The following is a 22,376-nucleotide window of genomic DNA, read 5'->3' on the forward strand; positions in this document are numbered from 1 at the left end:
CTCCCTGTCGTGTTGTTGTTATGCTGAAATGAAAAGTGCTACGCAGAATTTAGCCAAGAAACACTGGCTTGGTGGCAGTGGGCCAATTGAAAATCGAACTATAAGGAAGCAACTGATGAAAAACGCCAAAAGCCTTATTTTGAATAGTGCAGTCGCCTTTGTATTGTGCGCTTCGCTGCCAATTGTGGCCCTTGCCGCCACCCTGCCTGATTCTCCGCATGTGGTTGTTGCGGCCCGTGGTGAGGTTGAGGCAATGCCGGATATCGCCCGTTTGCAGCTGCAAATCTCGGAAACCCGAGATAGCGCAGTAGATGCTAAAAGCTCGGTGGACCAGCGTACGGCCCAAGTTTTGAATGCGGTCGCGGAGCAAGGCGTGGCCGAAGCTGATATTCGCGCCTCGCAGATTCGCATTTACCCGGACTATGAGTGGCAAGACGGCAAGCGTCTGTTGCGAGGTCAGCGGGTTGAGCGCAGCGTGGATATTACCTTGAGCGATTTGTCGCGTTACGGTGCGGTGTTGGATGCCTTGGTCAAAGCGGGTATCAGCGAATTGGGCAGCGTTAATTTTGACTTGTCGCGCCGCGAGGCCTTGCAGGCTGAGGCTGTGCAGGCCGCGATTGCTGATGCAAAAGCGAAGGCGGCGGTCCTTGCAGCTGGCTTTGGCAGCAAGCTTGCCGGGGTTTATCACATCGACGAGGGTGGGAATGCGCCGGTTGTTTATGAACGGGCCATGATGATGGACGCCAAAGTGGGTGCGCAGGCGCCGATGCTGATTGGCAAAGAGACGGTGAGCGCCAGTTTGACCGTGGTATTTCTGTTGAAGTGATGATGTGCAGGTGCTGTTATTAGCGGCATAAAAAAAGCACCCAAAATATGGGTGCCAAGCGGGGGTGCTACTAGAGAGACCGTTGTTAGGAGCAAGGGTCAAAAAATCTGTAGTAATAGTAGCGGTGACTCGCTTTGGCACATATTCGTAATTATGCGTATCTTTGTACTGCAAATCGCAATGCGTCATTGCTAGCGGGCATCTTGGAATTTTAGCAGGCGCTCAGGGGCATTGCTGAAATCCCGAGTACTGTTAGCCGTGCGCCTTGCGACATCAATTTGTGGTGCGCTGTAGCTAAAACACACGCCGAGCATGACATCGCGGTGATCATTGGCGGGCTGACCCGCTTGGGCGTCAATATTGTAGCGACGCGCGCTGGCGACAAAATAACCTTTTTGCAGCACAAACGCCGCTTCGCGTTGGTCGCCATTGAATTGCTCAGATGCCCACTTGCTAAAACCCTTGTACAAAACCTTGCCTTGCAACGCCTCCGGGCCAGTTATCTCCCAGTGGAGCGTCTGCCAGCGGTGGATTAATACCCCGTTGGCATAGACCTCTGCCGCTGCGGGGCTGCTGTCGTCGAGCTGATCAGCAACGCAAATGTCATAAATCAGTTCTTGTTGGGTGCGTTTACTGTGGCGAATGGCGAGTAGCGCAAGATCGAGCAAATGCGTGCAGTTCGACGGTGCATCGGCGAGTGGAATTAAGGCTTGGACGTCGTCACAGAGGGGCAGGCCAATTAATTTGCGCAGCGGTGTGACGGCACCAGGGCAGGTATCAAAGGGGATTCGCAGGGTTTCACTGTGTATATCGGTGACTTTTTCGCCATCGTGGGAAATAGTGCAGCGAAAACCGTGATTGGTGTCTTCCAGCTCTGCATAAACCCGCCCCGGCTCAGAAAATAGCCGAATACGGCGCCGATAACAGCCTTGGCCATAATTGGGGTTTTTAGGGTAGTCTTCTACAGTCGACATATCGCACTCCACAATGAACTAGAATAGTAGCGATTTCGAATTGAAAGAGTATGACCTTAGCGGTCTAAATGAATGACGGTTTCGGTCAGTTCAACTTGTTAACACGCCATGCGAGGACGCCATGCGACTGTTTTTAGGGTATTTAGCGTTAGCGTGGCTGGGTATCGGTGGGTGGTTACTGGTCGACCCCGGTGCCTTGGCAAATTACGCCGGTGTGGCTGCTCTCTCGGTTAACGGCACTATTGAGCTGCGGGCGATGTACGGCGGTATGGAGTTAGCGATAGGTTTAAGCGCGTTGTGGGCGCTGTGGCGGCCGCGCTGGGCCTGCCATGTACTTTTCATGAACGGTGTTATCACCGGTGGTATTGCCTTTGGCCGCTTGTTTGGTGTGCTGGCGGCCGGTAGCGCGTCGGTTTACACCATGTCGGCTTTGTCATTTGAATTGAGTGCGGCGGCCCTGTGCTGGGTATTTGCCAAACGTCTGAGCGGAGAGCAACACCGTGGATGAGTATCAGCAGTTAATTAGCGTTATTTCACTAACGATGGGGGTTGCCTGGGCCAGCGGGCTGAATTTGTACGCGGCCATTTTGGTACTTGGCTTGGGTGGATCGGTTGGCGGCATCGATTTGCCGGACAATTTGGCTGTGGTGCAGGACCCAGCCGTTATTTTGGCCGCGGGTTTAATGTACGCGGTGGAATTTTTCGCGGACAAGATTCCGGGGGTGGATACTGGCTGGGATGCCTTGCACACTTTTATCCGCATTCCTGCCGGGGCCTTGCTGGCGGCCAATACGGTGGGGGATGTCAGCCCCGCCCTGCAGTTGGCGGCAGGTATTGTTGGCGGATCGGTGACCTCGGTGACCCATGCCGCTAAATCGAGTACCCGAATGTTAATTAATACCTCGCCTGAACCGGTCAGCAATTGGTTGGCGTCTATTAGCGAAGATGTCGCGGTGTTTGGCGGCTTGTGGATGGCGCTCAATCACCCGGTATTGTTTTTGATTGGCTTTGTCGCTTTCTTGCTGTTGTTAATTTGGCTGCTACCTAAATTATGGCGGGGTATTGCGCGGATCTTCCGTAAAATTGGCCAGTGGCTGGGTTTAACATCAGAAACCAATGACGCCATGATGGGTGAGCCGGCTGTTGAACCCGCTAAGCCAACATCGCTGGTCGATGCTCTGCAAGGCTTGGATTCACTTCATCAGTCAGGGGCATTGAGCGACGCGGAGTACGCCACGGCGAAGGCGTCGGTGATTGCCGAGCATACTAATGCACCGGCAGTTTGACTGGGCTGAGTCCGCAATTTGTTAAAAAACTGTGCGCTGACCAAGGTTATCCACGTAAACCCCCTGCGCTGGCAGGGGCAATGCGTGTTAATCTGCAGTTTCTTGGTATCTCCGAGGGCGGCCAAGGGAGTTAATTGTCATTTTACGGCAGCATAATATATTGCTGATAGACCAAAACGGATTTTTACACGTGCTTATTTCTATGATCTTTCCTCGGCGCCTACGCCTCTGCTTATTGTGTCTCTGCTTACCCGTCGGTGCGCAGGCCGGCCTGCTAGAAAACCTATTAAATCAGACTGGTATATTAGCGATTGTTAGTCCAGTAACCAGTGCGGTAGGTATTGAACTCGACGACACCTTGGCTACGCTCGATACGGGTTTGGAAAATACCCTTGGGCCGCTTAGTGAGATAAGCAGTTTGGCGGCGACGGATGATTTGCTGGCAATGGATGTCGGCTTAGTGTCTGCCGATGAGGGCGGCGCGGTAAGCGGCATCGACGCGCTAAGTTCTGCAAAAGATCAGCCTGCACTGGTCCCGGTAACGAATATCGACCCGGTATTTACGGTTGGGCGCATTCAGGCCGATGATTATCAATGTTCAGACAGCGATGGTGATGGAGTCTGTGATCAAGACGATCAATGTTTAAAAACGCCGCGGGGTATAAAAACCCTTGCGAACGGTTGTTATATAGATGGTCCCCGCGCATTGCCACTTGATGGTGTGTTCTTTGCCCTCAATAGTTCGCAGTTGAGCTCGACTGCCAAAGTCATTTTGGATGCTGTAGTGCAAGTTGTTCAGCAGTCCGATGCGCAGCGTATTGAGATTGGTGGCCATACTGATTCCCTGGGCGCGGCACATTATAATTTACGTTTGTCTGAGGCCAGAGCCAGTGCAGTGCGTAAATACCTGCTGGGCCAAGGCGTGAGTGCTGATCGTCTGGTAGCAAAAGGTTATGGTGAAACTACGCCTCGAGCTGATAATGATACTGAGGCGGGCCGAGAGAAAAACCGCCGTGTTGAGTTAAAGCGGCTCTAAGAATTCCATGCTGATTAACCCCCACACTATTGTTTGCCGCATTGCAGGGGCTTGAGTCCCTGCAGGCCATTGAGGAGAATTTGAATGGCAATTGATCTGCCACCGGTAATGCCCCCCCAGCTTGCAAGTCATATCCAAATTGAGGCCGCTGCGAATAGTGATGCCGCGGCGATCACTGCATCGATCGGGGGTATTAATATTCGCGTCATTGGTAATACTCAGTTATCTAGCGCGCAGATTGAGGCCATATTGGCGGAGGCGATATCGCCCTCTGAGGCCATAACGACGTTGACACGTCGTTACTACAATGCGGGACATCTATTAGTTAGCGTAAGTTATTATCGCGTGAACGATACCGTCACGGTCTTGGTGAGTCAGGCGACAGTGAAAGGGGTGCGAGGCAATCCGCAAGTGACTACCCATTTTGCGAGTTTAGTGGGCGACAGTGATTTAAGCTTGGCGGAGTTTGATCGTGCCCGCGTATTGGCCGATTTGCAGGCTGAACGCGCGGGCCTGGCTTATAGCATTGCCTATGAGCAGCACTACGATAATCAGGTGATCCTCGATTTTCGTGAGCAGGTCCTTGCCGATCACGACGCGACTGATTTTATTGTGGAAGCGAATAATAAGGGCAGTCGTTTCTTGGGCCGCTATGCTGGGCTGGCGGGTGTTAAGCATCAATTCGCCACTGGCACCGAACTGAATGTCGCCTACCGTACTATTTTTGAAGAACTCGGAGAGGCGGGCGATGGCGATGATTATCAGCAGTTTGATATCGGCGTTGAACACCCTTTTCGGTTTGGCCTATATGGCATCGAAGCAAGCCACATTGAATATCAGCGCCATCCGAGCGTGACCACAACGACCAGTGGCGGCGGTTTGTGCTTGCCGCCGCTACTGAACTGCGCTGTGGTAAGCAGCAGTGAAACAGTGAATTTGGACGCGGAAATAGACAGTATTGCGCTTTCTGGTGAGCAAGTGCTTTACAGCAATCCGGTGCGACGTTGGACGGTATTTGAGCGAATTGAACACGTCAGCTCAGAGATTCATGCCGTTGGGCAAAGCGCGCCACTCCTAGAAGAGCGCTACCAAACGCTGGAAGTCGGCGGTAAGTATTCACTGCGCGGTAGCTTGGCTGACGCCCCTTCGTATTTGAAAACGCAGTTGTCGATTAAAACGGGTTTTGGCGATGGTGGTAGTTTTGCGAGTGATACAAGTAGTGACGTTGCTATAGGTATGCGTGAAGCTGAATTTATCCTGTTTCAGCCTAAGCTAGGTTATAAGTTTGCGGTGGCGCCGGGCTATGAACTGGCGTTAAATTTTAATGGCCAATTTGCCGACAATACCCAGCTCCCGCAGCAACAACAATTTGTGCTTGGCGGCATGAATAGTATGAGCGCTTATTTGCCCGGGGTTTTGATTGGTGACGACGGTTATTACTTTCACCTCGCGGCGAATGGTAAACATGAATGGTGGGGCTTGGCGTGGGAGACTTCGCTATTTGCGGAATATGCCGCGACGCGTTTCAATAATGCCAGTGGCGAATTAGCCGCGACGCAGAGTTTAGCTGATGCTGGTTTTCGTTTCTCGCTAAAGCCGGGTTATGGTTTTGAGACTGAACTATCAGCGGCGCTGCCGCTCATGGATGATGTGGTTGATGGTGATCGCCTGAATGAACTTGAGGCTGATTTCTTTTGGCGTTTGCGTTGGGTGTTTTAAGCGCGGTTTAATTTTCGTCAGCAAAGGCCTTTTCCAGTAGTTGGCTTAAGGTCGCTTGCTCCGCCGAACTGAGTTTGGCGATACGCTTTTCGTGTAATGCGGCAATCGTCGCACACAATTTCCCTGTTAGTGTAATTCCCTCGGGGCTGAGTTGAACCAAGAGGCTGCGGCCGTCGTTGGGGTTTTCTGGGCGCAAAATTAATCTGGCATTCTGTAGTCGATAGAGCACCTTGGTTAAGCCACCTGAGCTGAATAGCATGGCTTTGCATAGCTCGGTGGGACTGAGCTGGTAGGGTTGCTCTTGGCGCCGTAGCGTCGCCAGTACATCAAACTCTGCACCAGTTAGTTGATATATCTGTAAGGCGGCATTCGTTTCTTTTATAAATCGATCGCCGGCCCGAACAATATTTAATATTGCGGGATTGGAGGCGCGGTGCATCTCCGGCCAGTGACGCGCCTGCTGCTGGCGTAATTCTTTAATGCTGATGCGTTTATCGTCCATAAGTTTATTTGGGGTGTTGTTGGCTGGTGTTGTCGAATATTATCTTGCTGGAAAGATAAATTCCAGCTATTATCTCGCCGGAAAGATAAAAGGTGCTTTATGTCCTCCACGGTTCTACCCCTGCGTTTAATTCTGTTATTGGCTTCTATTTTTGCTTTATCGCCGTTAGCAATCGATATGTATTTACCAACGATTCCGGCGATAGCGGCGGAGCTAGCGGTGCCCGTTCAGGATATTGCCGTTACGGTGAGTCTGTATATGTTGGGGCTGGGTTTTGGCCAGTTTTTTGGTGGCCCGATTAGCGACTATGCCGGTCGTCGTCCGACCTTATTCTTTGGTTTAGCGGTATTTGCGGTAGCGAGCTTAACCCTAGCGGCAACCGATTCACTTGCGGTGTTTTGGACTGCGCGGTTTTTTCAGGCCGCCGGCGGCGGTTTTGCCTCGGTGGTGGTGCCGGCAATGATTCGCGACCACACTGAGGGGCAGGCCACCGCGAAACTGTTCTCGCAAATTATGCTTATCACAATTATTGCACCCGCGATCGCGCCGAGTATTGGTACTTTAATTTATAGTTTGAGTGGTTGGCGATTGGTTTTTTTAGTATTGGCCGGATACGCGCTTACGGTGTGTATTTTGTCGAGTTTGATTATTAAAAACGTGGCGTCTGAATCCCGTCCTAAACTGACCGACAGTTTGCTTACCCGCTATAAATTTGTGCTACAAAATCGAACTGCGATGGGGTATTTGCTAGCGCAAAGCTTAGGTTTTAGTGTGTTGATCACCTTTGTGGCAAATGCGTCGCTGGTGTACCTCAATTTATACGGCCAGAGTGAAGCCGTATTTTCGATGCTCTTTGCCGGCAATATCATCACGCTAGCGGTCGCTAATCGCGTTAATAATCGACTATTGAATACGATTCCCGCCGCGCAAATATTGCCCAAGGCGATGGTGTTGCTCTTCATATTCTGTAGTGCACTGTTGTTAGTGACAGCATTTTCGCCGCCGTTATGGGTCGTTGTGCCCTTGGTGATGATGGCTGTTGGCTCATTAGGTGGTGTAATGGGGAATTCTCAGGCTTGCGCGCTGCAGTTTTTCCCCCAGCATAGCGGCATTGCGTCGGCCTTAATGGGGAGCGCGCAGTATCTTATTGGCGGTGTTATCAGCGCAATATCAACTCAATTTCACAGTGAGCAAATGTGGCCGATGACCGTGACAATGTTCATTGCTGCGGCGATTGGCTTGTGGGTTGCACCTAAGGTAAGCAAACAGCCGGCCGCTGTTGTCTAGCTGTTTTGGCATAGCTCTAGCCAGCGCAGAATTCCCTCACTGCGGTATTTTTGACGGTGCAATATAAAGTAAAAATAGCGTTTAAAGTCGCGAGATTTTGCTTCTAATGCGACTAAACGTTTCGTTTCTAGTGAGCCTTGCAGAGATACTTTAGACAAGCAGCCAATGCCTAGGCCTGTTTCCACTGCACGCTTAATGGCCTCGGTGTGTTGTAGTTCCAGGCGGATATTGAGATCGGGTAAAAGGTCATGCAAAGCGCGGTCAAAGGCTTGCCGTGTTCCTGAGCCTGGCTCGCGTAAGATCCACTGTGCTGCGAGTAAATCCGCATTGCTCAGATTTTTCTTTTTGGCCAAGGGGTGATTTGGGCTGCAAAAAATCTGTAACTCGTCTTCGCGCCATTTGGTGACTTCTAGATCTGGGTGATGTAATTCTCCCTCGATCAATCCTACGTCTAAATCGAAATTGAGTACTTGCTGACTGATGGCGGCGGTGTTGGCGACATTGAGCGCGACTTTGGCTGCAGGGTGGCGGTTAATGAATTCCGCCATGATGTCGACTGCCAGGTAGTTGCCAATGGTGAGTGTGGCCCCCACCTTCAATTCACCGACTTGATCGTGGCGCCGAAAGCCTTGCTCTAAGGCTTGAGCTTGATCAAGGAGTGCTTCGGCTTGTGGGCGCAGGGCGCGACCCAATTCATTGATTTGTAAGCGTTTACCGATGCGGTCAAAAAGCTGGATGTTAAATTGCTGCTCCAGGTCTTTAAGCGCGCTCGATGCAGCTGACTGCGACATCGAGAGTTGCTGCGCGGCGCGGGTGATGTTTTCGGTGTGGGCTGCGGCCAGGAAAACTTCAAGCTGACGTAGGGTGTAGTGCATATTAATAAAACCGATATGAAAAATCATTATAAGTCGTTTTGCCGATAGCATAGCGCTCCCGTAGACTGTTGGCAAATCAGGAGTACAGGGACGGCGCTCCGCGCCGCAAGAGAGGTAGCTAGTGAGTAATATTATTCGAGAACGTGTGACCAGCGTACATCACTGGAATGACACCTTGTTTAGCTTTAAAACCAGCCGGGACCCATCTTTCCGTTTTGAAAATGGCCATTTCACCATGATCGGTTTGCAGCAGGGTGACCGCCCACTGATGCGCGCCTATAGTATTGTGAGTGCCAACTACGAGGACGAGCTGGAATTCTTTAGCATCAAAGTTGCGGACGGCCCACTCACCTCAAAATTGCAGCAGATTCAGATTGGCGACGAAGTATTAATCAGCCGTAAGCCGACTGGCACGCTGGTCGCAGACAATTTATTGCCGGGTAAGAATCTGTATTTACTGAGCACGGGTACCGGCTTGGCACCGTTTATGAGTATTATCAAAGATCCTGAAGTCTACGGGAATTTCGACAAGGTCGTATTGGTGCATGGCGTGCGTTACGAGAGCGAGCTGGCCTACCAAGACTTTATTCGTGAGCACTTACCCAGTCATGAATATTTTGGCGATGTGGTGCGGGAGAAATTAATTTACTACCCAACGGTGACGCGTGAGAAGTACACCAATCAGGGGCGTTTGACCGATTTAATTCGCAGCGGAAAATTGATGAAAGACATTGGTCTGCCGGCACTTAATGCCAGCGACGACCGCTTTATGATTTGCGGCAGTCCTAGCATGCTCAAAGACAGTTGCGCTTTATTGAATGCGGCGGGATTCCAAGAAACGCGCGCGGGAATTCACGGTCATTATGTGATCGAACGCGCATTTGTTGAGCACTGAAGTTCCACTTAATTAGCGTACATTGCACGGCTAGAAAATCAAAAAGTCCCTTATTAGGGGCTTTTTTGGGTTTTACACTGTCGAATTAATGTATTTTTGCGCGGTGGGCATGCTAAAGGTGGAGTCCTGAGGGCCGCCTTGCTAAGTTAGTGTCCTTGAAGTTCTATTTGTGACTGAGTGTCGATCATGATTAAAAAGATATTATTGCTAATCGTCGTGTTAATTGTGGCCGCTGCATTGTATTTGCGATTTGGCAATTTGCCGACGCCGCTGCCAGCAGACTCCCAGAGTAGCGCGTGGTTGGAGAAAGGCGCCTATGGCGTAGGCTATTTTGATGTGGAATTGGTCGATACAACGCGACCAAGCCAGGCGAATGGTGATTTTAAAGGCAGTGACGAACGTCGCTTAAAAACCCGCATTTGGTATCCGGAAGACTTGGCCGGGCCTGCACCGTTATTGATCTACAGTCACGGGTTTATGTCGATGCGCACTGGCGGAAGCTACCTCGCTGAACATTTTGCCAGTCACGGCTATATTGTTGCGGCGATGGATTATCCGTTGACCCATATGCGCGCACCCGGCGGCCCCTTAGTGAAAGATGTTGTGAATCAACCCGGCGACATCAGCTTTCTAATCGACCAGTTTTTGACCTGGGACAACGATAGTAGTAGTCAGTTTTTTGAAAAAATTGATGAAAAACACATTGGCGTTATGGGCTTGTCCTTGGGCGGCATGACCTCGACATTGGCCGCATTTCACCCGGAAAATGCAGACTTAAGGATTGCCGCAGCGGTCTCCATTGCGGGGCCAGTGTTTGTCTTTGGTCCGGGCTTTTACGAGTCGCGGGATATCCCCTTTATGATGGTCGCTTCGCCGATTGACGCGATGATCGACTACGACACCAATGCCGCGACTGTTCCAAAATACGTCAAAAGATCGCTTTTGGTGACAATGCAAGATGCCTCTCATACCGCGTTCGCTACCCCAGGGAGCTACTTTCGCTGGCTGGATAACGCCGACATGGTCGGTTGTAGCATGGTGACCCGTGGCCTTGCTAAAAGCCAAGACGAGGACTGGACTGACGAATTGGGAACCGCTGAGCAGGGCATTTTGAATGTACCGCAAACAGACCTCTGCACGATGGACCCCTTGCCTAAGGCAATGAATCCGATCCGGCAGCAGTGGCTAACAACCCTCGCGGTATTTCCGTTTTTTGAGGCGCAATTCGCCCTGAGTGAGCTGCGCCGCCAAGATGCTCGGGACTACTTAATGAAAACCATGGCGAGCGAAATTCCAGAGCTCAGCGTGCAGCGCGCGGTGAAATAACCTAACTAGCGATTAATTGCACGATAAACTACCCGCATTCCGGGTGGCCGGTTATATTAGCCTAACTAAAAAAACAATAGAGGGGAGAGGGGAATGACGGTAGCGTTTTGGTGCGTATTTATTGCTTGTGTACTGCCGATAATCAGTGCGTGGACTTGCGGCTATTTCCGGTTTAAACAATTGGGTAGTGTTGACAATAAGCATCCACGGGCGCAATACGCGCAGCTTGAAGGTGCCGGGGCAAGAGCGGTTGCGGCCCAGCAAAATGCGTGGGAAGCTTTGCCGATATTCGTTGCTGCGGTAGTGATTGCGCACTTGGCTGGCGTTGCCCCCGAGCGCGCCGCGATTGCCGCCGAAGTCTTTATTGTTGCACGAGTTCTCTACCCCATTTTTTATATTGCGAATAAGGATATTCTGCGCTCCTTAAGCTTCATGGTTGGTATTGGCGCCTGTATCTCGCTCTTTATTATGGCGGCGTGAATTTTCTATGGTGTTAGCAAAATGGCTTGGGGGTTTGTCCTTGGTTCCGCTATTGGTCGCGGCAGCGATTGCCGCGCCGAAATCGGAACCAGCTGAGAGTGACGAGGGCTACACCGCCCAGCTTGAAGAGTTTTTACCGGTTGAAGAAGCGCCGCCGCCGCCATCGTTGCTGCGCGCGGAACAAATTAAACTTGAAACCTTGGACAGTTTTCCTCGCGGCGGCCCAGACAGTATTGCCGGTTTAGGCGATTGGTGGTTGTCGAACGGTAAATTGTGTATCGCTGTTAGTGATGTTGGCCATGATGCTGGGATCGTGGCCGGTGGCGGTACCTTGATCGACGTCGGTCATTGTGACTTGGCGAATGACCAGTGGACCTACGCGAATATTCTGACCGGGCTTGCCAAAGAGACGGCGATTCCAGTGGCTAAGGTAAGCGCGGCACTGCGTGATGGCAATGCTGAAATCACCACGGTTGGTGAAGCTGACGGTATACGACAAACCATCATTTACCGCTTGGCTGAAGGCGCGGATAGTTTAATTATTGAAGTGGGTATTGAGCGTATTGGCAAGGGTAAAGCGGTGCACATGAGCGGCTTGTTTACCCTTTACTCCCAGCGTTCGTTAACCCCATTTAGTTTGTCGAGTTATGTTCCCGATGCCAGCTTGGGCTTTGCACACCCGGCAATTGATCGCAATAAAGTGTCGTCCTTGCTTGCTGGAATGCTGCCCAGCGATTGGAATATTCTGGTTGGCGCCAACACGTATGACAGCCAGGTGAGTTATGGCGTGCAATTGCAGTCCGCGGAACTCATTACCAAAAACGGCAGCCGTCAGCCACTACCTCGCTTCTTGGCCGTATTCCCCCACTACAGTTTGCATGGGTGGATGAGTCGACCGCTGTGGCTGCAGAGCGAACGGTTAAATTGGTTGTCGATGCTGCAAAACCAATTTATGGATATTCATGTCGGCGAAAAACTACTGTCTAAATTTAAATTGGTAGTTGGTGCGCGGAGCGACGTGGCAGCCGTCACTGATCAGATTTATCAGGGCCCCATGCTGCGCGGCTATGTCAATGACAATGCGGTGTCGGTGGCCATATGGGACCAAGATGATCGTCCAGTTAGCCAGGGCCGCGTTGCGGCTGATGGTAGTTTTAATATTCGTTTGCCTAAACACTCGCAGTGGGTAAAAGTGCAGGCGAGCTCGCCTTGGGGACAAAAAATGACCCGGGAGCTTTCGCTTATTGATGCGCGAAATGACAGCGGTCGCTGGGTTTTTAAAAAAAAGGGCTTATTGAGCTTGCCTAGCGGCAGTGCAATGAGTTTGTCATTTTTTGGTATTGGTGACACAGCGAACCCTGAGTTTGGCAATGATTTGTTGGGCTTCACTAAAGCGGGTGTCTCCCTGCCGGGAACAATGCGGCGTAATAGGATTGATTTGGCAGGGGTGGATTCAGACCTCGATCAAATAGATTTACCGCCGGGCCAGTATCGTGTTCTGAGTAGTCGTGGTTTGGAATATGATGTTCGGGAGTACTTGCTCACCATTGTTGCCGGTAAAACTAGTCAGCTGCCAATTATTCCGCCTCGCCGTATTTGGGAGAGTGAAGATTGGCGTTCAGCGGATCTCCATGTGCACAGCGGCGCCAGCTTCGATTCAATTTTACCCTTCGATGAGCGCTTGCGCAGCTTTGTGGCACAGGGCGCAGAGATTCTCGTGGCGAGTGAGCATAACCGTTTGGTCGATCATCGTGACCGCGTGGCCGCGATGGATTTGACTGAGCAAGTTCAAGTCATCGTAGGTGCCGAGCTAACCGGTATGGCAAGGACGGCAAAAGCGCCGTACACAGTCGGGCATAGTAATGCTTTCCCGCTGCGGGCTAATCCCGATGCCTTTTCCGGCGGGGCTCCCAAGGTAGAGAATAGCAGCCTCCGTGAGGTGATTGCCGGCGTTAAAAAAACGGCACCCAAGGCGCTATTCCAGCTAAATCACCCACGTGCGGCTGACCCATTGGATGTTGATCTCGCGTTTTTCGACCATCTATCTGTCGGCCATCCCTATGACCCATTGCAATCGCTAAGCAGTGTAAACAATGAAAGTTTGCTGAGTACCGACCCGGTTTCTGGCTTTCGTGATATTGATTTTGATGTGATCGAAGTGCTAAACGGCGCGGAGTTCGCTGTGTACCACCAGATACGCGACGACTGGTTTTCTTTGCTGAATCAGGGCGCGCGCCGTGCCGCAACCGGCAATAGTGATTCTCACGGTCTGCGCAGCGTGGTTGCTGCGCCACGGAATTATGTCTATTTGCCCGAGGCGGGCAAGCTGCCCCTCGACGAGCACTTGTTGACTGATGCAGTTCGTAGCGGCCGCAGTTTTATGACTACCGGGCCATTATTGGCGGTGACTCTGCGCAGTGATCGTGAAGATGTTGGTTTGGGCGGGCAGTTTCGTGGTGGGCGTGGCGAGTTGCATGTGCAAATAGATGCCGCACCATGGGTGCCAGTAAGTAAATTGACGGTCTGGGTTAACGGTAAGATATATCGGCAGTTAAAAGCCTCGGCGGGGGACCACAAGGTGGTTGACCTTATTGCCGATGGTGATGCCTATGTAGTAGTCGAGGTCGAAGGAGAGCCCGGGCCTGTCTATAGGGCGCTAATGCCTGATTTGGCGCCATTAGCGCTGACGAATCCTATTTACATTGATGCAGATGGTGATGGTCAGTGGCGCGCGCCGACACCAATGAACTAGTCTATGCTTACAACCGTCATAGTCGACGTGTTGAATATAAGCTAAGTTCATAGTATTTGTGGTTTATTGCTGTGAATAGTGGCATGTTTTTTTGGCTAATGCCTGTGTCATCATTAGGCAATAAAGATTTGATCAAAAACAAAAGGGGTTCACTGATGAATATTTCTATAAAGGCAGGCCGTTGGAGCGCTTTAATGGTCGCGGCTGTCTTTGCTACTGCCTGTAGTATTGATCCGTATACCGGCGAAGAAAAGACCAGCAATACCGCTAAAGGCGCGGGCTGGGGTGCCTTAGGTGGCGCTGTATTGGGTGCGGCAGTTGCGAGTAAAGATGATCGTAAGAAAGGCGCTTTACAGGGTGCAGTTGTTGGCGCAGCAGCAGGTGGCGGTTACGGTTATTATATGGATCGCCAAGAAGCGAAATTGCGTGCACGCTTGGAAGGTACCGGTGTTCGTGTTGAGCGCGTTGGTGACAGCATTAAGCTGATCATGCCTGGTAATATCACGTTTGACACTGGCAGCTCTGCAATCAAAGGTGGCTTTAATAATGTCTTAGATAGTGTGGTTTTGGTTGCCAAAGAGTTTGATAAAACGCTGATGCAAATCAATGGTTTCACCGATTCTACCGGTTCATTTCAGACCAACCAAAGTCTGTCTGAGCAGCGTGCCAGCAGCGTTGGTCGCTACTTTATGAATCAAGGTGTTGCGGCAAGCCGTATCCGTACCACTGGCCTCGGCCCACGTGATCCTATTGCGGACAACAGCACGGCCTCCGGTCGTGAGCAAAATCGTCGCGTTGAAATTGAAATGCTGCCTACGCAGTAATCTGGTTTCGACCAAAGTAGGGGCGCCAAAGTTGGTGCCCCTTTTTTATGCCAAAAATATGAATTAGTTCAGGTAGCGATATGATGAAATTTAAAGCGGTCATTGCGATAACTGTCGGTCTGCTACTCTCGGCGTGTGCGGCGTTTAATCCTATAGCCGAACCCCAAGTTGCTATTACCCACATTAAAATGGCGCCAGCCAATGGCTTTCAGCAGACGTTGTTAGTGGGACTACAGCTAGATAACCCTAATAGCTTTGCAGTGAACTTAGGTCGCTTGCGCTACCAGCTGAGCTTACAGGGTCAGGCCTTAGCTGGGGGAAGCTTAAATGAGTCTTTTAGTCTGCCGGCGAATGGCCGTACGCAGATCGTGGTGCCCGTTGAGGTTAACTTACTTAGTGGTCTGGGCGTGTTGCGGGCGATTATGGCGAGTGTGCAGCCAGATTTAGATTATCAATTGAGCTTGACCGCAGCGGTCGAGAATTTTGGCTTGGGGGATATAACGATCAATAAAAATGGCAAGGTGGGCTTGGGCGCCGCAGCGCCCTAAATTTACCGTATAGTCTCAGGCTATACGCGCAGCGCTGGCGGTATTACTGCCGCCTAGGCTGTCGTGCAGGCTAAGTAATTGTTGGGTGAGCTTGTGGGACGGCGCAAAATGAATCATCGGGCTTTGTCGGCTACGTGATTCCTTCATTTTCACTGAGCTGCTCAAGTACTGCTCAAAAATAGGGAGGCCGTTTTGCTTCATGCTTTCTATTAACTGTGTTGGCAGGCTGGCTTGGGATTGAAATTGATTAACGACAATCCCTTCGAGCTTGAGCGCCTCGTTGTGGTCTTCGCGGATTTCTTCCACTGTATCCATTAGGCCCATAAGTGCGCCTTGCGAGAAGCTGTCGCAGTCAAAGGGAATTAGCAGACTGTCCGCTGCAATGAGTGCTGAGCGACTGTAGAAATTTAGTGCTGGCGGGGTATCGATATAAATGTGTTCGTACTCTGCCTGCAACTTGTTCAAGGCGTCACGCAGTTTGTAAATTTTGTGGCGGGTTTCTAGTTCCCGCTCGATTACCGCGAGCTCGGGGTGGGACGGCATAAGGTAGAGATTTTCAAATTCTGTCTCGTAAATGCAGTCAGCAGCTTCTTTGCTTTTGCCAAACAGGGATAATTTCTGCTTAAAAAAGTCGGCGGCATTGTCTTCTAAATCACGGAATTGGGTACCAATCAGGTATTCGCTACTATTGCCTTGGATATCGAGGTCGATTACCAAGGTTTTAAAACCTTTCCATGCGCTAATAGCGGCTAAATTACAGGTAATGCTGGTTTTGCCGACACCGCCTTTCTGATTAAAAATTACCCGTTTCATGAATTTGTCCTGACGCGCAAAGCTGAAAAATTAATCCTAGCAGTTCTCGAGTCGCGGTGCTATGACCGGTCTGCCGCGAATAGCTCGCAGTCCGGTCATAGCACCGTAGAGAGTAGTATTTTGAGGTATCTGTGGAGTGCTAGCGAGCTTTACGCATCCATTCGCCGGTGCGCAAGGCGCCAAACAACATAACCACTAAATAGCCTTCTGCAGGGTTGGTGTAGTTCGCGTTGACCTGTTTACGGAAGACAATGCATTCAACGAAGTGGGCAGCTGCGATGAGAATGCCACCCCATTGCAACCACATGCTGTATTCGCCAAGCAGTGGAACGAAGAAGTTCACTGTAAAACACAGCCAAAACACCAGCATAAATACTTTGCCAAAATTGTTCATAGTAAGTGAAGCCTTTGCCCTTATTATTGGAGAGGGCATAATGCTGCATTCGCAGCATAGCTTCAATATAAGTTAATGTCTTGTAACGCAAAATAGGCGTGAAAATCATGTATACGGGAATTGTTCACGGGGCTTACCCGCTGACGTCGGTGGTACGTAAGCCAGGCTTACACCAATTTTTAATCGAACTACCGCCAGAATTACTAGAAGAATTGAATATTGGCGCGAGTGTCGGCTTAGACGGTGTGTGCATGACCGTCACCGAAATTAATGGCAATCAGCTCAGTTTTGATGCCATGCAGGAAACCCTCAAAACGACCACCCTGGGGGGCGTAGACGTAGGCGACTTGGTAAACGTTGAACGTTCAGCCAAGCAAGGCGCAGAGATTGGCGGACATAATATATCTGGTCACGTGGATGGCTGCGCAGAAATTATTGCCATTGAACAAACAGAGAACAACTGTACCCTGCATTTTCGCTTACCACCGCAGTTGACTAAGTATGTGTTTAAAAAAGGTTTTGTTGGCGTTAACGGCTGTAGCTTGACGGTAGCGGATTTTAAGCGTGACGAGGCTACGTTTAGCGTGTGTTTAATTCCGGAAACGCTGCGGGTGACGAATTTAGGCCAAAAAAGCCTTGGCGACTGGGTCAACATTGAGGTGGATCGGCAAACGCAGGTTATTGTTGATACTGTGGAGCGGGTTTTAGCTGAGCGTGCTGACACATAAGGTAGTTATAGCGACCAGCGATCTGCATTGGCGTTTTAGTTCTCAGGCATCAAGTTGTTTATCCGCTCTAGGGCGTCTACATACTCATTAATGAGCCTGAAAATCACTGTGCGCGTGGATTCAACGTGATTTATTTGCCCAACAACCTGACCAACAGGGTTGAAAGCAACTTTTTGGCAGTCACCAGAAGATGCATAGCGGGCGGTACGGCGAATACCGTCGCCGCTGACTAAGCCCTGCAGTGGCATACCGAGTGGGTCTGGGGTATCAGCGCGATCCCAGGCTTCCGTCCATTCATTTTTCAACATCCGGCAGGTCTTGCCTGTCCACGAGCGGGAGCGAACGGTGTCCTCACTGCTGGCTTTAAGTAGCGATTCTTTTTGTGCTGGTTCGGCGTGTGCTTCTTCAACGGTGAGCCACAGTGAACCGGTCCACACGCCAGCGCAACCCATGCTCATTGCAGCGAGCATTTGTTGACCTGTACCGATACCGCCAGCGGCGAGTACCGGAACGGGCGCGGCTGCTTCAACACATTGCGGCCAGAGTACTACTGAACCGACATCGCCTGCGTGGCCGCCGCCTTCACCACCTTGCGCTACGATAAAGTCCAGACCGGCGTCCTTGTGGGCTTTTGCTTGTTTTACACGACCACAAAGAGCGCCGACTAAGCGACCGCTGTCTTGTATCATTTTCACCTTGTCTGCAGGTGGTGTGCCTAGCGCGTTGGCGATCAGTTTACATTTTGGCCGGGTAAGGGCTTCCATTAGCAGTGGGGTAGCAGTTGCTTCGGTCCAGCCCAGTAGTCCCATGCTATGACTGCCGTCAGGCCATTCCGGTACCCCTGCGTCGGCGAGTAATTTTTGGGCGAAATCGATGTGGCCTTGAGGCACCATTTTCCAAAGCTCTTTTTCCAGGTCTTCGGGGCTCATGTCGCCCATGCCTTCGTACTTTTGCGGAATAACAATGTCCACACCGTAGGGCAGATCGCCGATATGTTCATCGATCCAGTCCAATTCTGCCTTGAGTTCCTCGGGTGAAAAGCCCACGGCGCCCAGTACACCAATACCGCCGGCCTTACTTACCGCTACAACGACGTCACGGCAATGTGTGAACGCGAAAATGGGGTACTCAATGCCAAGTTTTTTGCATATATCTGTATACATTATTAGCCTCTACCTGCGGGTGGCACGTAAATGGGGTGCGCCATAAATTGATGACATGAGTATTGCGGAGCCCTTGGTTGTGAACAATGGCGGATGCAATCAATTGCTAATGACGAAAATGATCAGTATAAATTCTCAGGATGGAGGTGAGGGGCTTGTTTATATGGCGTGCTCAGCGTAAAAAGTGAATGTTCCGCTCCTGTTGTTCTTATTGGAATACTGCTTAATATGGATCATATTCAATCTATCAGTGCGCGTATTTTACTGTTACAAGTCCGCCACCGAGCATTAGACGAAGAAATAACGCAGTTGGCCGCCAACCCTTATCAGAATCAGTTATTGCTTCAGCGACTTAAGAAGGAAAAATTGCGTATTAAGGACGATATTGTGCGGCTTAAGGACGATTTGATTCCCGATTTAGATGCTTAGCGCCATATTAATACGCACGCAGGGAGAAAAGAGACATAGCTGTAGGAGATATCCCACGTTAGCTGCAGGTGTTTTCCACTATTGAATCTGTAAAAAAAGAGGATAATAGCAATTGTCTGGAAGGCCAAGGCATTCAACGGATTGGGTGCGACATCGGATGTCGAAATTCCAAAAACCGGAGCAAGTAATTGCTCCGGTTTTTTTATGCGTTGAGCTTTTGCCCTGCCTTGCTTAAGCTCCGCACTTTTCCATAAAGCATGGGACAGTATGAACGATCGGAATTTTGACGGTATTGCAGATCGTTTCCGCAAAAACATCTATGGCAACCCCAAGGGCGAGTTGCGGTTAGCGCTGTGCTGGCGCGAATTAATGACGCAGCTGCCGGTGCTGAATCAATCGTCCAATCTGCAGGTTTGGGATGCGGGTGGCGGCTTGGGTCAGATGAGTATTCGCTTGGCTGAGCTCGGTCATAAGGTGACGCTAAACGATATATCGGCCGATATGCTGGCGATTGCCGCGCAGGATGTTGCGGCGGCGGGGTTTGACGAGCGGGTGTCGCTGAGCCACGGCTCAATTCAGGCAATGGCGGATTCCTTCATAACCACGCATTCGACTTTTGACTTAGTGCTTTGCCATGCCGTGCTTGAATGGGTGGCTGACCCGCAAGATGTGATCGCGGCTTTGGTCGCAGGGATGCGTCCCGGTGCCCATTTGTCATTGATGTTTTATAATCTCAATGCCTTGATTCTTAGCAATATGGCCAAGGGTAATTTGTATAAGCTGCGTGACCGGGATTTTGCTGGTCACCCCGGCGGGCTTACGCCACCAGCGCCGCGTCAGCCGCAAGAAATGATAGCCGCCCTTGAAGCGGCGGGCTTGGAAATTGTCGCCAAACGGGGAATTCGCTTGGTTTATGATTTAATGCCCCGCGCCGTGCGAGCCGAGCGCAGCGTAGACGACGTGCTTGCGTTGGAGTGGCAATACGGCGACCAGGAGCCGTTCTGGGCGCTGGGCCGCTACGTACATTTGCTGTGCCGCTTGCCCGAGTAAATTGAGGCTGAGACTAAGTCTCGCGGAACTGGATGCCGAGCTTTTGGTAAACAGAGCCAAGAATCCACAGCGGGCCGATGAGTAAAAATAAAATATTGGTGAAGAATGACGGTTGTTGAGACTCGGCTTTATGGCCAATAAACTGCATTATCCAAGCGATAATCCATATTGCGCCGGCTGGAATCCACAGTGCGAGAGGGACATAGGCTTGGTAGAGCATGATGCCCGCAGCGAGAATGAGCACAAATGGCAGCATGCCTAAGGCTAAGCGGATGGATAAATAGCCGTAAAAAAACATCGCCCCAATTAACAGTATTTGGCCGAGATTAGCGTCGGTGTAGGGGATGCTCACTAGCCACAGCAGGGCAACGGTGCATACGGCGATCGCGGGAACACACCAGATGTGAATGGTTTTGTTCCGCGGGTTTTGGTGTGAGGCGTCGTATTCATCAAGCCACTGATTTAGGGTACGCACAGCGGTTTCTCCAACAGAGTTTAAAAGCAGTAAACTAGGCTAAGCCCCGCATAGCGTCAATGGCCGAACTGACAAGTAATATTGGCAATTCGACAGGTGATTTAGCTTAGCGCAATGCGGATAAATGCTCGGCTCTTTTTGCGGCCAGTGATGCTGGCTCCTAAGTCGAGAAGGCGCATTTGTAAGCCGTACTTTTTCACCAATGTCCGGTAGGCATTTGTGCTTTCTTCCGCATTTAATAAATAACCCGTGGCGGATTGATCTTCGCTAAGTCGTTTCCCTAACACTGTGCAGGCCGCAATTTTGCATTCGCTAAAATTGCGCAGGCGCTTCACTTTTCCAGCGTCGCCGGCAGAATACGCGTACAGTGATTTTTCGTCACCAGCGCACCACACCGGGGTGGCGACAAAGCTGCCATCGCGCTTTTTGGTGCTGAGTAAGATGTAATTAGATTGGAATATCGGTTTCATGTTTGCCGCTTTTAGGGTTTGGGCTCGTTTACATAACAAGCTTGCACTAGTGTGGCGTGGATGGCTGATGCTGGCAAGAGTGGTAAAAAAAGGATTGTTTCTTTAAAGGGAAATAATTTGCCGCCAGTGGCGGCGGCAAATTTCGCATCTAATTTAAGTAAGCGGTGATGGTGATGTATTCGCTTAACTTAATAGAGTGCGGCAACGCAATAAAATAGCCCGGTAATTACGATGGAGATCAGGCTGAATTTTGCGCCTTGTTGCGCAAGTTCGTTTAAGGTGTCGCGGGTAGTGCAGTTCGTGCTGTTCATAGTTTTCTCCTGTGGGAGTCGATGGCTCAACCTAGACCGGCAAAGCTCGCAATAACGCCAATGGCTACAATGGTCAGTAAACTGTATTTGGCTGCGAGTTCAGCAAAGGCATCGAGGCTGTGAGTTTCGGTAGCTGTTTGTAAATGGTTCATGGTGTTTCTCCGTTAACTGTTTGTGTGTGTCTTGATGACGTAGCCAGTATACGAAGAATCCATATTTTATTGGGTTACTGATCGCTGGGCGTGTTTGGCCCAGATGAGGCGTTTCACAGCGTTTTTTAATTCTCTGGTCATGTGTCTAGGCGTGTAAATACAATGACTTAGCCCGTGTATTACCTATAGTTTAGCTGGCGGTTAAGGCCCGGTAATCATGGCGCAGGGGTTAAATCCTTGTAATACAGAATGTTTGACGGATTTTTTAATGCGAATGCCTGGTTTATTTCGTGCTTGCCTTAGCAGTTGCGCGTAAACCCTCGCCCCTATTAGGGCGGGGATATAAGGCGTCCAGGCGCTAGCCTGGTGGGGTTTCTTGTTGCTCGATGTACTGCCGAATGTCTATAGCCGGTACACCGGCAGAGCAGGCAAAATAGGATCGACTCCAAAGAGCAGAACTTTTCGATAACCTCCGCAAGTCAGGATGCAGGCCCCTCAGCCGTCGTGATCCGGTAGCTTTAAGTTGATTCGCGAGCCAAGACACCGAAATGCGCGGCGGATATTTCACAAGTAGATGAACATGATCGCGCTCACCATCGAATTGCTCAAGTTCACAGCCATGCTTGGCGCATACATGCTTAAATGCCCAAGACAGATCCTCTATGTGTTGCCCGGTTAATACCTTCCGACGATACTTGGTTGTGAACACCAAATGGACATAAAGTAGCGTTACGCTATGCCGCTTTCGGATCGCATCTTTATGCATACGACAACCTTGATAGCTGGGTATACATACAGTATATTCATCTTCATGTTACGCGCAATGAAAGTCAGGCTGTATCCGAACGATCAGGCAAAAGCCGAATTGGATCGGCAGTTTGGCGCTGTGCGTTTTGTTTATAACAAGGCGCTCGCCATAATCAGCCACCGATATAAAGTTCACGGTGATTCTTTACGCGCATCAAAGGACATTAAGCCACTATTGGCTATTGCAAAGCGAAGCCGAAAATACAGCTGGCTTAAGGACTTTGATGCAATAGCCTTGCAAGAAGCCTGTCGTA

Annotated in this window: 27 protein-coding genes; 16 read left to right on the forward strand and 11 right to left on the reverse strand. The window is 50.6% G+C overall.

The genetic code is table 11. From position 1 onward, the window contains the following. Positions 1 to 115: 115 nt before the first annotated feature. Positions 116 to 826 (forward strand): SIMPL domain-containing protein, encoded by a 711-nt coding sequence (locus ABD836_RS15735; protein WP_344937798.1) that lies wholly within the window; start codon positions 116 to 118, stop codon positions 824 to 826. A gap of 191 nt (positions 827 to 1,017) precedes the next feature. Here ABD836_RS15735 and ABD836_RS15740 read toward each other — a convergent pair whose 3' ends face one another. Continuing rightward, on the reverse strand, positions 1,018 to 1,800 hold the full coding sequence (locus ABD836_RS15740) for a DUF2889 domain-containing protein (protein ID WP_344937800.1): 783 nt from the start codon (positions 1,798 to 1,800) through the stop codon (positions 1,018 to 1,020). Positions 1,801 to 1,921: 121 nt separating this feature from the next. On the opposite strand from ABD836_RS15740, the gene ABD836_RS15745 reads away from it, so the two are divergent. From ABD836_RS15745 to ABD836_RS15760, 4 genes are all read left to right on the forward strand, one after another. After that, a complete protein-coding gene (locus ABD836_RS15745) occupies positions 1,922 to 2,308 on the forward strand; it encodes a DUF4345 family protein (RefSeq protein ID WP_344937802.1) in 387 nt (128 codons plus the stop codon). Then, the gene (locus tag ABD836_RS15750) at positions 2,301 to 3,086 is read left to right on the forward strand and encodes a DUF4126 family protein (RefSeq protein WP_344937804.1); all 786 of its coding nucleotides are present in this window, start codon (positions 2,301 to 2,303) and stop codon (positions 3,084 to 3,086) included. Before ABD836_RS15745 ends, ABD836_RS15750 begins: the two co-directional genes overlap by 8 nt. A 190-nt stretch (positions 3,087 to 3,276) precedes the next feature. Continuing rightward, positions 3,277 to 4,122 (forward strand): OmpA family protein, encoded by an 846-nt coding sequence (locus ABD836_RS15755; protein WP_344937806.1) that lies wholly within the window; start codon positions 3,277 to 3,279, stop codon positions 4,120 to 4,122. Between the two features lie 84 nt (positions 4,123 to 4,206). Then, complete coding sequence (locus ABD836_RS15760) at positions 4,207 to 5,841, forward strand: ShlB/FhaC/HecB family protein (protein ID WP_344937808.1); 1,635 nt, start codon at positions 4,207 to 4,209, stop codon at positions 5,839 to 5,841. Positions 5,842 to 5,848: 7 nt separating this feature from the next. On the opposite strand, the gene ABD836_RS15765 is transcribed toward ABD836_RS15760, so the two are convergent. Then, positions 5,849 to 6,343, reverse strand: coding sequence for a MarR family winged helix-turn-helix transcriptional regulator (locus tag ABD836_RS15765; RefSeq protein ID WP_344937810.1), 495 nt, complete (start codon positions 6,341 to 6,343; stop codon positions 5,849 to 5,851). A 99-nt stretch (positions 6,344 to 6,442) separates the two neighbouring features. Between ABD836_RS15765 and ABD836_RS15770 the strand changes: the two genes are divergently transcribed. Continuing rightward, a complete protein-coding gene (locus ABD836_RS15770; RefSeq protein WP_344937812.1) occupies positions 6,443 to 7,630 on the forward strand; it encodes a multidrug effflux MFS transporter in 1,188 nt (395 codons plus the stop codon). Here ABD836_RS15770 and ABD836_RS15775 read toward each other — a convergent pair. Beyond that, positions 7,627 to 8,505, reverse strand: coding sequence for a LysR family transcriptional regulator (locus ABD836_RS15775; protein ID WP_344937850.1), 879 nt, complete (start codon positions 8,503 to 8,505; stop codon positions 7,627 to 7,629). The genes ABD836_RS15770 and ABD836_RS15775 overlap by 4 nt on opposite strands. Before the next feature lie 121 nt (positions 8,506 to 8,626). Between ABD836_RS15775 and ABD836_RS15780 the strand changes: the two genes are divergently transcribed. From ABD836_RS15780 to ABD836_RS15805, 6 genes are all read left to right on the forward strand, one after another. Beyond that, complete coding sequence (locus ABD836_RS15780; protein WP_344937814.1) at positions 8,627 to 9,400, forward strand: ferredoxin--NADP reductase; 774 nt, start codon at positions 8,627 to 8,629, stop codon at positions 9,398 to 9,400. A 186-nt stretch (positions 9,401 to 9,586) separates the two neighbouring features. Further along, entirely contained in the window at positions 9,587 to 10,726 is a 1,140-nt protein-coding gene (locus ABD836_RS15785) for an alpha/beta hydrolase family protein (RefSeq protein WP_344937816.1), read from the forward strand. A 93-nt stretch (positions 10,727 to 10,819) separates the two neighbouring features. Next, a complete protein-coding gene (locus tag ABD836_RS15790; RefSeq protein WP_344937818.1) occupies positions 10,820 to 11,206 on the forward strand; it encodes an MAPEG family protein in 387 nt (128 codons plus the stop codon). Between the two features lie 7 nt (positions 11,207 to 11,213). Further along, the gene (locus tag ABD836_RS15795; RefSeq protein ID WP_344937820.1) at positions 11,214 to 13,958 is read left to right on the forward strand and encodes a CehA/McbA family metallohydrolase; all 2,745 of its coding nucleotides are present in this window, start codon (positions 11,214 to 11,216) and stop codon (positions 13,956 to 13,958) included. A 155-nt stretch (positions 13,959 to 14,113) separates the two neighbouring features. Then, entirely contained in the window at positions 14,114 to 14,782 is a 669-nt protein-coding gene (locus tag ABD836_RS15800) for a YiaD family glycine zipper/OmpA-like lipoprotein (RefSeq protein WP_344937822.1), read from the forward strand. Positions 14,783 to 14,862: 80 nt separating this feature from the next. Further along, positions 14,863 to 15,330 (forward strand): LEA/WHy family protein, encoded by a 468-nt coding sequence (locus ABD836_RS15805; protein ID WP_344937824.1) that lies wholly within the window; start codon positions 14,863 to 14,865, stop codon positions 15,328 to 15,330. A gap of 15 nt (positions 15,331 to 15,345) precedes the next feature. Here ABD836_RS15805 and ABD836_RS15810 read toward each other — a convergent pair whose 3' ends face one another. Both ABD836_RS15810 and ABD836_RS15815 read right to left on the reverse strand, forming a co-directional pair. Continuing rightward, entirely contained in the window at positions 15,346 to 16,143 is a 798-nt protein-coding gene (locus ABD836_RS15810; RefSeq protein WP_344937826.1) for a ParA family protein, read from the reverse strand. A 139-nt stretch (positions 16,144 to 16,282) separates the two neighbouring features. After that, entirely contained in the window at positions 16,283 to 16,537 is a 255-nt protein-coding gene (locus tag ABD836_RS15815) for a DUF1145 domain-containing protein (RefSeq protein WP_344937828.1), read from the reverse strand. A gap of 107 nt (positions 16,538 to 16,644) precedes the next feature. On the opposite strand from ABD836_RS15815, the gene ABD836_RS15820 reads away from it, so the two are divergent. After that, positions 16,645 to 17,265: a riboflavin synthase subunit alpha gene (locus ABD836_RS15820; RefSeq protein WP_344937830.1), complete on the forward strand. Its 621-nt coding sequence runs from the start codon at positions 16,645 to 16,647 to the stop codon at positions 17,263 to 17,265. A gap of 35 nt (positions 17,266 to 17,300) precedes the next feature. Here ABD836_RS15820 and ABD836_RS15825 read toward each other — a convergent pair whose 3' ends face one another. Continuing rightward, positions 17,301 to 18,428 (reverse strand): nitronate monooxygenase, encoded by a 1,128-nt coding sequence (locus tag ABD836_RS15825; protein ID WP_344937832.1) that lies wholly within the window; start codon positions 18,426 to 18,428, stop codon positions 17,301 to 17,303. Positions 18,429 to 18,656: 228 nt separating this feature from the next. Between ABD836_RS15825 and ABD836_RS15830 the strand changes: the two genes are divergently transcribed. Further along, positions 18,657 to 18,857 carry a YdcH family protein gene (locus ABD836_RS15830; RefSeq protein ID WP_344937834.1) on the forward strand — a complete coding sequence of 67 codons (201 nt, stop codon included), beginning with the start codon at positions 18,657 to 18,659 and terminating at the stop codon, positions 18,855 to 18,857. Between the two features lie 267 nt (positions 18,858 to 19,124). Continuing rightward, positions 19,125 to 19,907, forward strand: coding sequence for a methyltransferase (locus ABD836_RS15835; RefSeq protein ID WP_344937836.1), 783 nt, complete (start codon positions 19,125 to 19,127; stop codon positions 19,905 to 19,907). 13 nt (positions 19,908 to 19,920) lie between these two features. Here the strand turns inward: ABD836_RS15835 and ABD836_RS15840 are convergent, their stop codons facing one another. From ABD836_RS15840 to tnpA, 5 genes are all read right to left on the reverse strand, one after another. Then, positions 19,921 to 20,382 carry an Mpo1 family 2-hydroxy fatty acid dioxygenase gene (locus tag ABD836_RS15840; protein ID WP_344937838.1) on the reverse strand — a complete coding sequence of 154 codons (462 nt, stop codon included), beginning with the start codon at positions 20,380 to 20,382 and terminating at the stop codon, positions 19,921 to 19,923. 101 nt (positions 20,383 to 20,483) lie between these two features. Beyond that, entirely contained in the window at positions 20,484 to 20,852 is a 369-nt protein-coding gene (locus tag ABD836_RS15845) for a PPOX class F420-dependent oxidoreductase (RefSeq protein WP_344937840.1), read from the reverse strand. Positions 20,853 to 21,040: 188 nt separating this feature from the next. Next, the gene (locus tag ABD836_RS15850; RefSeq protein WP_344937842.1) at positions 21,041 to 21,163 is read right to left on the reverse strand and encodes a hypothetical protein; all 123 of its coding nucleotides are present in this window, start codon (positions 21,161 to 21,163) and stop codon (positions 21,041 to 21,043) included. Between the two features lie 26 nt (positions 21,164 to 21,189). Further along, positions 21,190 to 21,315, reverse strand: a complete 126-nt coding sequence (locus ABD836_RS15855) for a hypothetical protein (protein WP_344937844.1) — start codon at positions 21,313 to 21,315, stop codon at positions 21,190 to 21,192. A gap of 358 nt (positions 21,316 to 21,673) precedes the next feature. Further along, on the reverse strand, positions 21,674 to 22,081 hold the full coding sequence (tnpA, locus tag ABD836_RS15860) for an IS200/IS605 family transposase (protein ID WP_344937846.1): 408 nt from the start codon (positions 22,079 to 22,081) through the stop codon (positions 21,674 to 21,676). 57 nt (positions 22,082 to 22,138) lie between these two features. On the opposite strand from tnpA, the gene ABD836_RS15865 reads away from it, so the two are divergent. Beyond that, positions 22,139 to 22,376 (forward strand): helix-turn-helix domain-containing protein (locus tag ABD836_RS15865; protein ID WP_344935909.1); only part of this gene is annotated, 238 nt, incomplete at its 3' end.

Origin of the sequence: Zhongshania borealis (genome assembly GCF_039539625.1) — a bacterium.
Lineage (GTDB): Bacteria > Pseudomonadota > Gammaproteobacteria > Pseudomonadales > Spongiibacteraceae > Spongiibacter > Spongiibacter borealis.

Coding starts and splice junctions, on each gene's coding strand:
- ABD836_RS15735 (WP_344937798.1), top strand. CDS start 116: ATGAAAAACGCCAAAAGCCTTATTTTGAATAGTGCAGTCGCCTTTGTA.
- ABD836_RS15740 (WP_344937800.1), bottom strand. CDS start 1,800: ATGTCGACTGTAGAAGACTACCCTAAAAACCCCAATTATGGCCAAGGC.
- ABD836_RS15745 (WP_344937802.1), top strand. CDS start 1,922: ATGCGACTGTTTTTAGGGTATTTAGCGTTAGCGTGGCTGGGTATCGGT.
- ABD836_RS15760 (WP_344937808.1), top strand. CDS start 4,207: ATGGCAATTGATCTGCCACCGGTAATGCCCCCCCAGCTTGCAAGTCAT.
- ABD836_RS15765 (WP_344937810.1), bottom strand. CDS start 6,343: ATGGACGATAAACGCATCAGCATTAAAGAATTACGCCAGCAGCAGGCG.
- ABD836_RS15770 (WP_344937812.1), top strand. CDS start 6,443: ATGTCCTCCACGGTTCTACCCCTGCGTTTAATTCTGTTATTGGCTTCT.
- ABD836_RS15775 (WP_344937850.1), bottom strand. CDS start 8,505: ATGCACTACACCCTACGTCAGCTTGAAGTTTTCCTGGCCGCAGCCCAC.
- ABD836_RS15785 (WP_344937816.1), top strand. CDS start 9,587: ATGATTAAAAAGATATTATTGCTAATCGTCGTGTTAATTGTGGCCGCT.
- ABD836_RS15790 (WP_344937818.1), top strand. CDS start 10,820: ATGACGGTAGCGTTTTGGTGCGTATTTATTGCTTGTGTACTGCCGATA.
- ABD836_RS15795 (WP_344937820.1), top strand. CDS start 11,214: ATGGTGTTAGCAAAATGGCTTGGGGGTTTGTCCTTGGTTCCGCTATTG.
- ABD836_RS15800 (WP_344937822.1), top strand. CDS start 14,114: ATGAATATTTCTATAAAGGCAGGCCGTTGGAGCGCTTTAATGGTCGCG.
- ABD836_RS15805 (WP_344937824.1), top strand. CDS start 14,863: ATGATGAAATTTAAAGCGGTCATTGCGATAACTGTCGGTCTGCTACTC.
- ABD836_RS15810 (WP_344937826.1), bottom strand. CDS start 16,143: ATGAAACGGGTAATTTTTAATCAGAAAGGCGGTGTCGGCAAAACCAGC.
- ABD836_RS15815 (WP_344937828.1), bottom strand. CDS start 16,537: ATGAACAATTTTGGCAAAGTATTTATGCTGGTGTTTTGGCTGTGTTTT.
- ABD836_RS15820 (WP_344937830.1), top strand. CDS start 16,645: ATGTATACGGGAATTGTTCACGGGGCTTACCCGCTGACGTCGGTGGTA.
- ABD836_RS15825 (WP_344937832.1), bottom strand. CDS start 18,428: ATGTATACAGATATATGCAAAAAACTTGGCATTGAGTACCCCATTTTC.
- ABD836_RS15830 (WP_344937834.1), top strand. CDS start 18,657: ATGGATCATATTCAATCTATCAGTGCGCGTATTTTACTGTTACAAGTC.
- ABD836_RS15835 (WP_344937836.1), top strand. CDS start 19,125: ATGAACGATCGGAATTTTGACGGTATTGCAGATCGTTTCCGCAAAAAC.
- ABD836_RS15845 (WP_344937840.1), bottom strand. CDS start 20,852: ATGAAACCGATATTCCAATCTAATTACATCTTACTCAGCACCAAAAAG.
- ABD836_RS15850 (WP_344937842.1), bottom strand. CDS start 21,163: ATGAACAGCACGAACTGCACTACCCGCGACACCTTAAACGAACTTGCG.
- ABD836_RS15855 (WP_344937844.1), bottom strand. CDS start 21,315: ATGAACCATTTACAAACAGCTACCGAAACTCACAGCCTCGATGCCTTT.
- tnpA (WP_344937846.1), bottom strand. CDS start 22,081: ATGCATAAAGATGCGATCCGAAAGCGGCATAGCGTAACGCTACTTTAT.